We start from the raw sequence: 11928 nt of genomic DNA on the forward strand, positions 1-11928 counted from the left end.
CCCTAAATTTGAAAAATTAGTTGAATATCTGCGGTCAAGTCACTTGACAAAAGGGGACAAAAGTGGTAAACTTGTATTTATCACGCACACATCTGTACTTTGGAGGTGGACTAAAATTGGAGAACGGGCAAAACAAACTTGTTATCGTAAGTTCTGAGGTGCTTCCTGACATTGTGCTAAAGGTGCTTGCCGCAAAGCGCATGAGGGCAAGGGGCGAAGTTTCCACTTCATCGGAAGCCTGCCGTAAGGTGGGGATATCGAGGAGCGCATACTACAAATACAAGGACTCCGTATTCAATTATGAAGAACAGCTCACAAACAACATCGTTTCGGTATACTGCATACTGAGAGATGAAAAGGGAGTGCTTTCCTCCATTATATCACGGCTTTACGAGCTGAACACGAATATTCTGACCATAAACCAGAATATCCCTATCGACTCGGTGGCGACGGTGACATTCTCGGTAAGATTTGAGCATGACGCACTTAGCACCAACGTGCTTACGGAGGAGCTTTCTAAAGTTCACGGCGTTGTGGAAGTCAAGATAATATCGGGAGAGTAAGGGTAAAATAAGATTTTAACAATATATAATTTATTAGGAATGAGGATTTTTTATGTGTAAAGTAGCAGTTATCGGTTATGGCGTTGTAGGCTCTGGTACGGTGGAGCTTTTTATGAAAAACCGCGAATCTATCTCAAAAAAGGTCGGCAAGGAATGTGACATCAAGTACATTCTTGATCTGAGGGATTTCCCTGATTCTCCATTTGCAGACAAAATGATAAAGGACTTCAACATCATTCTCAATGATGCCGAGGTAGAAGTAGTAGCCGAGGTAGTAGGCGGAACGACTTTCGCTTATGACTATACAAAGAAGCTTCTTGAACACGGCAAGAGCGTTGTAACATCAAACAAGGCGCTAGTTGCGGAAAAGGGTGCAGAGCTTCTTAAAATAGCAAGGGAACACAACTGCAACTATCTGTTCGAGGCAAGCGTTGGCGGCGGTATACCTATCATCAGACCGCTTAACAAGTGTCTGGCAGGAAACGAGATACTTCAGATATCAGGTATTCTCAACGGCACAACAAACTTCATTCTTACAAAGATGATAAAAGAGCAGATGTCATTTGACGATGCGCTGAAAATGGCTCAGAAGCTTGGTTATGCTGAGGCTGACCCTACGGCTGACGTTGAGGGCGAGGACGCTTGCAGAAAGATCTGCATACTTGGCTCACTTGCATATGGCAAGCACATTTATCCTGAAATGGTACACTGCTCAGGCATAACAAAGATAACGCTCGATGATGTTGAATATGCTGCAAACGCAGGATATGTTATAAAGCTTATAGGTTCTGTAAAGAAGCTTGATGACGGCAGAGTCAGCGCTATCGTTTGTCCTAGACTTGTGCCAAAGTCAAATCTTCTTGCGTCTGTTGACGATGTATACAATGCTATCAGCGTAACAGGCGACGGCGTTGGCGACGTTATGTTCTACGGACAGGGTGCAGGCAAGCTTCCTACAGCTTCTGCGGTAGTAGGCGACATTATCGATTGTCTGAAGCATCATCACAGAGTGCTTGCTCTTACATGGGAAGATTGTGATGACAAGAACTTTGTTGCGCCATACAAGGACATGGACGTTTCAATGTATGTTCGCATAAAGGCTGAAAATGCTGAGGCTCTCAAATCTTCTATTTCTGAGATGTTCGGAAAGCTTATGTATATAGAGCGTTCGGGCAGGACAGAGAACGAGCTTGCGTTTATCACGCCGAACATGAAAGAGGCTGACATTGACGCTAACCTGACTATCCTTTCACACTCCGCTGAGATCGCAAGCAAGATAAGGATATACTGATAAAAGGCAGGCGGACACTGTTTGCCATTACACAAAAGCAATATGGGGCGGACTTGATGTCCGCCTTTTTTATAAAGGAGTTTTCACCATGATAAAAATACAGATACCTGCCACGTCGGCTAACCTTGGCGCCGGTTTTGACGCACTGGGGCTTGCGCTCACTTACTACAACTACATTGAAATGGAGGAGTGCGACAAGATAGACATTACAGCAGCGGACGGGCTTGACATTCCTACGGACGAGAGAAACCTCATTTACATTTCTGCCAAAGACCTTTTTGCGGTATGCGGAAAAAAGCTGGAGGGACTTAGGCTTATACAGACAAGCAACATTCCTATGGCGAGGGGACTTGGCTCGTCTTCTGCCTGCATAATCGCAGGGCTTGTGGGGGCAAACAAAATGCTTGGAGATCCACTTACAAAGGACGATCTTGTTGACCTTGCGGCACAGATAGAGGGTCACCCTGACAACACTGCGCCTGCACTTCTTGGCGGAATCGTGACGGCGGTATTTGACGGAAGAAAGGTACACTGGGTAAAGCAGGAGGTTTTCACAAAGCTGAAATTCGTGGCGATAATACCTGATTTTGAGCTGAAAACTGAAGAAGCGAGGGCTTGTCTGCCTAAGGAAGTTTCACACAAGGACGCAGTTTACAACCTTTCCCGTGCGGCGCTTTTCTCGGCTTCGCTTCTTACGGGCAAGTTTGAAAATCTGAAAACGGCAGTTGACGACAGGCTTCACCAGCCTTACAGAATGGCGCTTATACCCCACTGCAAGGACGTTTTTGACATTGCGTACACTCATGGTGCATATGCGGCATACATTAGCGGTGCAGGTCCAACTATCATGGCTATTGTAGATGAGAGCAATCAATATTTCGCAGGCAAGATGAAATTTTCTCTTGACAATGCAGGGCTTAAGGGCTGGCAGGTAAAGGAATTTCACATTGACAACGAGGGTACGAAGCTTATATGAACAGGTGCAAATGGTGCGACCTGAAAAATCCAAAGTATGTGGAATATCATGACAAGGAATGGGGCGTTCTCAGGACTGATGACAGCTATTTGTTTGAGATGCTTGTGCTGGAGTCTTTTCAGGCTGGGCTTTCGTGGGAGTGCATACTGAACAAGCGTGAGAATTTCCGCAGGGCTTATGATGATTTTGACATTGATAAGGTCTGTGGATATGACGAAGAGAAGATAGCAGAGCTTTGCTCTGACAGTTCTATTGTGCGAAATAAGCTGAAAATTAGGGCGAGTATTTCTAATGCAAGAATATTTCGGGATATTGTGAAGGAGCATGGGAGCTTTTATGATTATCTTTGCAAGTTTACTGACGGAGAAATATTGTATGAGTGCGATAAAACTACCAACGAATGGTCCGATAGGATCTCTGCAGACTTGAAAAAGCGTGGAATGAAGTTCGTGGGAAGCGTGATAATATATTCGTTTTTGCAGGCGGTGGGAGTTATATATTCCCATGATAGGGAATGTGGACTTTATAGAGAAAAATAAAACAAAGATATAAGCAAAGCGGTGTCGGAGTGGAAACTCTGCACCGCTTTTTGTGTCCTCTTATACAAGGTAAAGTCCGCAAAGAGCGACAGCGATTTTGTGGCGGTAGAACTTTGGTGTAGGGGCTGGCGCCCTCGACAGCCCGATATCGAAGCGGTTAGGCTTGAATTTGTCACGAATGAAAAAAGCGGACAATTTCTTGCCAAACGTTGTGCGGATAACGTGGAATTTGTCGAGCAAACGCAAGCGGGACGTCGGATTTCTGCAAAGCAGAAATTGCGCTGCTCCCCTACATGGTTTGTGAAGTAAATAAACAAAGTGCGGATACCGCAGGTGTGAAATAAAAACCGCCCTGCACAATGTATACAGAGCGGCTGCATTTTTCAATTTTTTATCCCATAGGACAAATATTTTTGCGGTTTTCGGCTATCCTTTCGTCTATACCCTCTACCTGCGGCTTAACAAGGCTCGATGTTCCTGCAACAAACATTCTTGCACCTGCTTCGTAAAGCTTGCGGCAGTTCTCGTTTGACATATTGCCGTCAGTTTCTATGATGATGTCCTCGTGGCCGTTTTCGTCAAGCCACTTTCTAAGACGTCTTGCCTTATCCACCGTGTTAGGCACGAGCTTCTGTCCTGCAAAACCAGGGTTTACTGTCATGACAAGCACACCGTCTATGAAGTCTACGGCTTCCTCTACCACGCAGATAGGTGTGCCGGGATTGATAGCCAAGATAGGCTTTGCACCGATAGAACGGAGATATTGCAGGCACTTTGCGATATGCTTCGTGCTTTCATAATGCACTGCCGCATAATCGCCCTCTCTGATATCAAACCACTGGAGCCTTTCCTCAGGCTTTTCTATCATGAAATGAAAATCAAATGGGATATCCGTCAGATCACGGAGCTGTTTTACATAATCAGGATAAAGTGTGAAATTCGGCACAAATGAGCCGTCCATTACGTCTATATGGAGATATTCGATATTGTTGCGCTTAAAAGCGTCAAGATATTCCTTTATCTGTCCCAGATGGACGCACATCATTGAGACTGATATCATACCATTGTCCATACTGATCCTCCTGTTTCTATTCATCTTTTTTATCTTCTGCTGTTATCTTCAGGCTCTATGCCCATGATAAGCTGGTCTATTACTCTGTCGGTGGACTTGCCGTCTGTATATTTGAAGTTCTTCTTTATGAAGCCATCCATTTTTTCAAACTCGTAATCCTTATCTCTGAGAGCGGTCATAAGCTCATCAAAATCGTGGACGATTTTACCAGGAACAAGCTCCTCATACGGCTCATAGAAATCTCTTGTTGCTTCATAATACTTTTGGTCGAAAGCAAAGAAAAGCATCGGCTTTTTAAGCAGTGACATCTCATATATGATAGAGCTGTAGTCTGTGATAAGCACGTCAACTATAAAGAGGATATCATTTACCTCTCTGTAGTCGGAGGCATCAAGTATTCTGTGAGCATACTCGTCAGGTATTTCGATACGCCTTTTTACAAACGGGTGGAGCTTTACGATAAGAACGGAATCCGTTTCATCAAGGAATTTGCCCCATGCTGTAAGGTCAAGCTTATCAAATGGGAAATGAGCATTATTTGCATTATCTCCTCTGAAGGTCGGTGCATACATATACACCGTTTCTGCAGTTTTGCACTCAGGGAAAACTTCCAGCATCTGCTCTCTTGTTTTGGCTTTATATTCATCGTCAAAGAAGATATCCGTTCTTGGGATACCCACAGGATAGAACTTCTTTTCGTCGATAGCGAAGCCCTCTGCATGGTGGAGCGCAGAATGATAGGAGCTTACAGGAACATGGGTATAGCACTTATGCACCCTTGTATTGAACGGAGGTGCGCCCGGCTTGCCCAGTCTTTCAAAGCCCAATGACTTGAACGCTCCGCAGGCGTGCCAAACCTGAAGCACCTTGACGTTCTTAGGATAATCCACAAGGTAGATGTCAGGGTAATAATCATCTATAAGAATGATATCGGAGGTTGCAAGATAGTAGACGAACCTTATCATGGCAGGTATCGACCTATTGACAGTGATACTTGCTTTGAAGTCAAATCTGAACTTATACTTGCTGTCAAGTCCTCTTTCTATCATGCGGTCATAAATGACCTTTTCGTTTCCGCCTATCTCGGCTCTCGAACCGCTGGCAAAGAGAATAATATCCCCGTTTTTCTTAGCAAAATGCTTAAAGAACGAGAACGCCTTTTTAAAGCACCATATCTTTAAGCCGTAAACATCTCTTATGATAAGCTTCTTACGGTTTTGAAGCTTTTTCGCAATACGCTTTGGCAAGGTCTGTGAAGGCTTAGGCTCTTTATAGGTGACGGCAAGCTTATATTCGAGTGTATCCATATCGCTTGCAGACTCGGCATAGAAAAGGTTTTCTGCGCCTCGTCTGAGCTTGAAGTTCATAGGGTTCGCCTTTGTATCGTCCTCTATAGTTTCCACTTTATCAGATATGATACAAGGATACTCGTTCGTAAGCACCTGTTTTGACAGGCATCTGCCATCGTTATCATAGGTGAGCTTGAGAAGCGTACTGCCACTGAGGACATAATCCACTGTATCTGTTGATATCTGTGGTTTATTCATGCCCTTATACTTTGTGAATATTTTAAGGGCATATTCGCCTGTGGCGATAGGAGCCTCGTTATTGGCAGACATTATATTCACTGTCAGATGAAAATGAGTTCCGCTTACTTCAAAATGCTGGGCAGGGAACATACAAGTTCTATCATGTGTGACAAATCTTGCTGACAAGTTTTCAAGCTCGTCTTTTTCAAAGCCCACAAGCTCGCCCTCGATATGGAGGATAACTCTCTTGAACTCTACTCTTGTAAGCTCTGCGAATTTTTTGTTTCTCTCTTTTAATCTCTCAATAGTCTTTCTTCTGTTCCCGTATATCTCTTCAAATTCGGGAGTCATATTATCCATTTAAAACTATTCCTTACTTTCCGCCGCTTTTATCTATCACCCTCAACTTTCATTTCAGGTCTTGAAAAGCGACTACAAAATTTTTACTCAAATATACAAACAGCAGACTGTTTAATCATCAAATGTGAACATTACCTTTAATGTGAACTCGCCTGTGTTTCTTATAGCGGAGAATGCCTTTTCGTTCTCCTCTATTGTGAATGTATGTGTGATAAGATCGGCAAAGTTTACGTCGCTATGCTCGAAAACTTCAAGGGCTTTCTTCCAATCGTTCACTCTGCTGTTATAGCTGGAATTCCATGAGCCTTTGACTGTTATCTGCTTTCTCAGTATTGACCAATAGATATTCTTAGGCAGGATAAGGTCTGTTGATGGGTTGCCAACGAGAACGATACTGCCAAGAGCGCCTGTTGACTCGATAGCGGAAGCGATAGCTTCGTTTGAGCCGACAGCTTCAAATGTTACGTCTGCTCCGTCGATACCTATTATTTTCTTTACCTGTGCAGGGAGATCGTCAACGCCTGTATCAACAACGTCAAAGCCCAGCTTCTTTGCATACTCAAGCTTATTCTTTGAACGGCCTGCGATAACCACCTTACCGGTCTTTGTTCTCTCTTTTGCAAAGAGGGCTATCATAAAGCCTATTGTACCTGTGCCTATGATAACAACGTTCTGACCCTCTTTGATGTCGCCGATATTTACAGCGTGCATTGAAACTGCGGCAGGCTCGCAGAGCGCTGCAGTTTTATAATCGAGGGTATCGTCGAACGGAACTAAGTTCCATACCGGAACAACGAGGTACTCAGCCCATGCGCCGTCCTGTCTTGAACCGAAATAGCTATAGCCTGAGCATTGTGCATATTCCTCCATTTTGCAGGCTTTACAATGCTTGCAAGGGAGCATTGGGAACACGCAGGAACGTTTGCCGAGAAGGCTTTCGTCAACGTCATCGCCAACTGCAACTATCTGACCTGAAAACTCATGACCAGGTATGGTCGGGAAGTGGTAGGTTCCTGTTACAAAGCATCTTGGCATATCGCTTGAACAAATTCCGCACGCCTTTATTTTCAGCAATACGGTGCCTTTTTCAAGCTTTGGCACGTCTACCTCAGTTACTCTCAGGTCGCCCACGCCATAAAGCACAAGTGCTTTCATCTTTTCGGGTATGTTTATTAAGCTTTTCATAAAAAAAGTCCTTTCTATTTACCGCCAAGCAGCGTTCTGACAATAAGCAGGTCGCTGTCTGTTGTTATCTTGAAATTAATAGCGTCGCCCTCTATAAGGTGGATAGGCTGGTTATTCATTGTGCATATCTGCGAAGTGCCTGTGATGACTTTTTTCTGCTCCTCAGTGAGGTTATCCTGCATTTGGATAAAGTGGGCAAGGCGGAAGCTGTCGGGAGCTTGTCCGCTGTAAAGCTCGCTTCTGACAGGGATGTCTTCAACATACTCTCCTCCCTTTGAATGGAGGATAGTATCTGCACATGGAAGTCCGCAGACGCAAGCACCGTATTCTGCGGCACAATCTATGGAATCGTTGAGTATCTTCTCTGTAACGAAAGGTCTTACGGCATCGTGGATAACGATAACATCGTCATCATGAAGTCCATTATCTTTTGTGATAGCGGTGGTGACATTATTTATAGTATCCATTCTTTCCTTGCCGCCGAGAATTATCCTTACCTTTTCGCTTTCAGGAATATTCTTTTTCACCTGCTCGTTCATATAGTCCTCATAGTCCTTATGGACGGCGATATAGATATAATCAAATCTCTTTACCTTGAGCATATTTTCAAGGGTATAGATTATGATCGGCTTACCTCCGATCTCGATAAACTGCTTTGGTATTTTCGAGCTTTTAACTCTTGTACCTGATCCCCCTGCGAGCATTGCACCGTAAATCATAAACAAACTCCTTACTGATATTTATATTATAATAATGTATCTGACAAATAAATCATTGTGATACGCCGATAAAGTTCGGCAGTCAACGGGCGAACGCTGTTCACCCCTACATAAATTAGTTTTCGCTGTTTTGTGACATAATATAATCGACTATCCTTTCGGTAGAACGGCCATCGCAAGCGCCCATAAATCTTTCTCTGAAATCAGAAATGACAGTAGGGTCGGCTTTTCCCTGCTTTATGGCGTTTATAAGCTCCTCATTGGTCTTAACTATTGGTCCCGGGAGAAAGCTATAGTCATAGGGATAATAAAAGCCTCTATAGTCATAGAACTGGTCAAGGTCAAAAGCGTAGAATATCATAGGTCTTTCAAAGAGCGAATATTCAAAAATAAGCGAAGAATAATCGGTTATGCACATATCGGCAGTAAAAAGAAGATCCTCGATAGGCATATGTTCTGTTATGTCAAAGGCGAAGTCCTGACAATCCTCGGGGATATCCCACTCCTTTTTAACAAATCCGTGTCTTTTTACAAGAAGCACCCACTCGCTGCCGAAATTCTCTTTAAGGGCTTTTATATCCAGCTTTTCGGGGATATAAGCCTTATCAGCGTCCCCACGATAGGTCGGGGCATAGAGCAGGACTTTTTTATACTGTGCGTTCGGGCAATTTTTATAGAGATTTTCAAAGGCTTTCACACGATTTTCCTCTTTAAAGAAAAAGTCGGTACGAGATACGCCTATTGCCTGCACGCTATTATTATCAAGATCAAAGCCGAAAGCTTCCTTGAAAGCCCATATGCACTCTTTACTGCTGACGGTACAAAGTGTATAGCTTGTATGGGCAGGGAACTTTCTCAATTCTTCCAGCGACTCGCCGAAAGAGAGGTCGGTGATACTTTCTCCCCACTTTTTGAAAGCTCCGCAGGAATGCCATGTTTGAATGACCTTTGTGCCTTTTCTGAACTTAAAAGCGCCGAACAGATTACAGGTATCGTTAAGCAAAACGCAACCCACGTTTCCCATTAGCCAAGTAAGCTTCAGATATCTCAGCAGATAGCCAATTCCGCCCTTATTATTATGGACGTAATAGACCTGCGGATCAAGTCCTCTGGTCTTTATCTCCTCATAGATATAACGGAAGCTATCCGTCAGCGTACCACTTCTTATCTCGGCAAAGATGACCTTGTTTTTTCTCAAAGGTCTAAGGCTTGACACTTTATAGCAAAGGGGATATACTCCTTTGAACATTATGATTTTGGCAGTGTTTCTGACCGCCTGTTTTAAACCGCTCATTTCTCACCCTACATTATATCATATTATGTGCCGTTTGTCTACACTTTAACAATCCGCAAGACACTTTTGCGGCACATCTCACAAAAAAGCTTATTTTCTGGGCTTTATTATGCTCATTTTAACGTATGCACAACGCTAAAAAAGCTCTCTTGTGTAGTATTATAGTGCAGAATGGGGGAAGTGTCAAGGGGGTATTTGTAATTTTGTAAAATTATTTGAATAATGAAAGTGAGTGTGAAAAAGGCTGTGAACGAGGTGCGTTCACAGCCTTGGAGTATCGTATTATTCCCACTCCCCAGATTTCGCCCAATACTAAACAAATTTGTTTAGGCGATTTGCACCCAGGTATCTCAGTTATACATTTTGCTCTGTACTATACTGCCCACTGATGATAAGTTATCATTTTTTTAGCGCCATGATAACAAAAAACTATCTAAGTCCCCATATTCCTTTTCCTATTCCATCAACAGAATAAAAATAATCTTTTTGACCTTTATAGTTCTTAGAGTCAGAGGAGTGATCCTCTATTGTTTTTCTAATTCCAGCTTCTTGACCATCTGTAATTGGTTTTCCAAGAATCTTTTCATATTCACGATATATTTCTGAATATGATCCTTTTCCACCAAGATGTCTAAGTGCTTCAATAGTTCTTTTTAAAACAGTCATATTTGACCTCCTACTATTCCCACTCCACCGTTCCCGGTGGCTTTGAGGTTATATCGTAAACTACTCTGTTTACATGGTCTACTTCATTTGTTATCCTGTTGGATATTCTTGCGAGAACATCGTATGGTATCTTTGCCCAATCGGCTGTCATGAAGTCGTCTGTTGTTACGGCTCTGATAGCTATAAGGTGGTCATAGGTTCTGTGGTCGCCCATTACGCCTACTGTCTGGACGTTCGGGAGAACTGCAAAGAACTGGCTCAGGCTGCTTTCAATTCCGCTTTTCTTGATCTCGTCACGGAAAACGGCGTCTGCTTCCTGCAACACCTTTATCTTATCCTCTGTTATCTCACCGATTATTCTTACACCAAGTCCTGGGCCTGGGAACGGCTGACGCCATACAAGCTCCTTTGGTATGCCGAGCTTTTCGCCGACTTTTCTTACCTCGTCTTTGAAAAGATCGCCAAGCGGCTCTATAACGCCGTCAAAGTTGATGTCCTCAGGCATTTTCACCTGATTGTGGTGAGTTTTTATTGTGGCAGCGTCGCCCTTTCCGCTTTCGATTCGGTCAGGGTAGATAGTACCCTGTGCGAAAAATCCGCCGTCCGCCTCTTCTCTGATCTTATCCCAGAATACCTTATAGAACTCTGTTCCGATAGTCTTTCTCTTTTCCTCCGGATCTGTTATGCCCTTGAGCTTTTCAAGGAACTGCTTCTGACAGTTTACTCTTACAAATCTCATATCGAAAAGTCTTGTGAAAGTTTCCTCAACAAAGTCGCCCTCGTCTTTTCTCATAAGGCCCTGATCTACGAACACGCAGGTAAGCTGCTTGCCCACTGCACGGCTGATAAGTCCTGCGGCAACTGATGAGTCAACTCCGCCTGAAAGTCCCAAAACTACTTTCTTATCGCCTATCTGCTCTTTAAGCTTTGCAACTGTGTTCTCGATAAAGTTATCCATTACCCAATCGCCTTTACAGCCGCAGACTTCGTAAAGGAAGTTTTTCAAAATGACGTTACCATACTCACTGTGAGTTACCTCAGGGTGGAACTGAACGGCATATATCTTCTTCTCTGCATTCTCCATTGACGCACATGGGCAATCATCTGAATGGGAAGTGATAACAAAGCCCTCAGGTGCTTCGCTGACATAGTCGGTATGGCTCATCCATACGATATTCTTATCAGGAACGTCCTTGAAAAGCTTGCTCTCTGCGGAGACTGTTATCTCTATCTTGCCGTACTCGCTCTTTTTACAGCTTTCTACCTTTCCACCGCTCATCCATGAGATAAGCTGACAGCCGTAGCAGATGCCGAGGACTGGTATGCCAAGGTCAAGTATAGCCTTGTCATAATGCGGGGAAGTCATATCATAAACGGAGTTTGGTCCGCCTGTGAAGATTATGCCCTTATAGCCTGCTGCTTTTATTTCTTCAAGTGGAGTTTCAAAGCTTTTTATCTCTGCATAAACGTGGTGATCTCTCACACGTCTTGCGATAAGCTGATTGTACTGTCCGCCAAAGTCAAGCACCAGTATCTTCTCATGTGACATATATTTACCTCTTTTCCTTATGTTTTTTGAAATACATAAATATTATAACACGTTGCCGTCCCTTTTTCAAGAGCAATTTACACACTCTTTGAAGCATGGGGTAAATTAATTGTGAACACCTGACATCAAGCAGGACAATATTTGTTGATTTTAGCTGTTGTAATTTGCTAATAGCTATGCTATAA

Annotated in this window: 11 protein-coding genes; 4 read left to right on the forward strand and 7 right to left on the reverse strand. The window is 43.4% G+C overall.

Annotated elements, in window-relative coordinates:
- Positions 1 to 116: 116 nt before the first annotated feature.
- From DW938_RS02245 to DW938_RS02260, 4 genes are all read left to right on the forward strand, one after another.
- Positions 117 to 563 carry an ACT domain-containing protein gene (locus tag DW938_RS02245; RefSeq protein ID WP_022287034.1) on the forward strand — a complete coding sequence of 149 codons (447 nt, stop codon included), beginning with the start codon at positions 117 to 119 and terminating at the stop codon, positions 561 to 563.
- 52 nt (positions 564 to 615) lie between these two features.
- Positions 616 to 1854 (forward strand): homoserine dehydrogenase, encoded by a 1239-nt coding sequence (locus tag DW938_RS02250; protein ID WP_022287035.1) that lies wholly within the window; start codon positions 616 to 618, stop codon positions 1852 to 1854.
- 88 nt (positions 1855 to 1942) lie between these two features.
- The gene (gene thrB / locus DW938_RS02255) at positions 1943 to 2830 is read left to right on the forward strand and encodes a homoserine kinase (protein WP_038672687.1); all 888 of its coding nucleotides are present in this window, start codon (positions 1943 to 1945) and stop codon (positions 2828 to 2830) included.
- Entirely contained in the window at positions 2827 to 3369 is a 543-nt protein-coding gene (locus DW938_RS02260) for a DNA-3-methyladenine glycosylase I (protein WP_118123761.1), read from the forward strand. The genes thrB and DW938_RS02260 overlap by 4 nt, the downstream gene beginning before the upstream one ends.
- Positions 3370 to 3760: 391 nt before the next feature.
- Here the strand turns inward: DW938_RS02260 and DW938_RS02265 are convergent, their stop codons facing one another.
- The 7 genes from DW938_RS02265 to guaA all read right to left on the reverse strand — a co-directional run bounded on the left by DW938_RS02265 (position 3761) and on the right by guaA (position 11743).
- On the reverse strand, positions 3761 to 4441 hold the full coding sequence (locus DW938_RS02265) for a ribulose-phosphate 3-epimerase (RefSeq protein ID WP_118123762.1): 681 nt from the start codon (positions 4439 to 4441) through the stop codon (positions 3761 to 3763).
- A gap of 29 nt (positions 4442 to 4470) precedes the next feature.
- Positions 4471 to 6330, reverse strand: a complete 1860-nt coding sequence (locus tag DW938_RS02270; protein WP_118123763.1) for a CDP-glycerol glycerophosphotransferase family protein — start codon at positions 6328 to 6330, stop codon at positions 4471 to 4473.
- A 111-nt stretch (positions 6331 to 6441) separates the two neighbouring features.
- Positions 6442 to 7515 carry a galactitol-1-phosphate 5-dehydrogenase gene (locus DW938_RS02275; RefSeq protein ID WP_117857103.1) on the reverse strand — a complete coding sequence of 358 codons (1074 nt, stop codon included), beginning with the start codon at positions 7513 to 7515 and terminating at the stop codon, positions 6442 to 6444.
- 14 nt (positions 7516 to 7529) lie between these two features.
- Positions 7530 to 8234 (reverse strand): IspD/TarI family cytidylyltransferase, encoded by a 705-nt coding sequence (locus DW938_RS02280; protein ID WP_117897759.1) that lies wholly within the window; start codon positions 8232 to 8234, stop codon positions 7530 to 7532.
- A gap of 115 nt (positions 8235 to 8349) precedes the next feature.
- Positions 8350 to 9528, reverse strand: a complete 1179-nt coding sequence (locus DW938_RS02285) for a CDP-glycerol glycerophosphotransferase family protein (protein WP_118123764.1) — start codon at positions 9526 to 9528, stop codon at positions 8350 to 8352.
- Positions 9529 to 9957: 429 nt separating this feature from the next.
- Positions 9958 to 10194 carry a hypothetical protein gene (locus tag DW938_RS02290; RefSeq protein ID WP_118123765.1) on the reverse strand — a complete coding sequence of 79 codons (237 nt, stop codon included), beginning with the start codon at positions 10192 to 10194 and terminating at the stop codon, positions 9958 to 9960.
- 13 nt (positions 10195 to 10207) lie between these two features.
- Positions 10208 to 11743, reverse strand: coding sequence for a glutamine-hydrolyzing GMP synthase (gene guaA, locus DW938_RS02295; RefSeq protein WP_117857070.1), 1536 nt, complete (start codon positions 11741 to 11743; stop codon positions 10208 to 10210).
- Positions 11744 to 11928 lie beyond the last annotated feature (185 nt).

The organism is Ruminococcus sp. AM43-6, from assembly GCF_003461785.1.
Classification (GTDB): domain Bacteria; phylum Bacillota; class Clostridia; order Oscillospirales; family Ruminococcaceae; genus Hominimerdicola; species Hominimerdicola aceti.

Coding starts and splice junctions, on each gene's coding strand:
- DW938_RS02250 (WP_022287035.1), top strand. CDS start 616: ATGTGTAAAGTAGCAGTTATCGGTTATGGCGTTGTAGGCTCTGGTACG.
- thrB (WP_038672687.1), top strand. CDS start 1,943: ATGATAAAAATACAGATACCTGCCACGTCGGCTAACCTTGGCGCCGGT.
- DW938_RS02260 (WP_118123761.1), top strand. CDS start 2,827: ATGAACAGGTGCAAATGGTGCGACCTGAAAAATCCAAAGTATGTGGAA.
- DW938_RS02265 (WP_118123762.1), bottom strand. CDS start 4,441: ATGGACAATGGTATGATATCAGTCTCAATGATGTGCGTCCATCTGGGA.
- DW938_RS02270 (WP_118123763.1), bottom strand. CDS start 6,330: ATGGATAATATGACTCCCGAATTTGAAGAGATATACGGGAACAGAAGA.
- DW938_RS02275 (WP_117857103.1), bottom strand. CDS start 7,515: ATGAAAAGCTTAATAAACATACCCGAAAAGATGAAAGCACTTGTGCTT.
- DW938_RS02280 (WP_117897759.1), bottom strand. CDS start 8,234: ATGATTTACGGTGCAATGCTCGCAGGGGGATCAGGTACAAGAGTTAAA.
- DW938_RS02285 (WP_118123764.1), bottom strand. CDS start 9,528: ATGAGCGGTTTAAAACAGGCGGTCAGAAACACTGCCAAAATCATAATG.
- DW938_RS02290 (WP_118123765.1), bottom strand. CDS start 10,194: ATGACTGTTTTAAAAAGAACTATTGAAGCACTTAGACATCTTGGTGGA.
- guaA (WP_117857070.1), bottom strand. CDS start 11,743: ATGTCACATGAGAAGATACTGGTGCTTGACTTTGGCGGACAGTACAAT.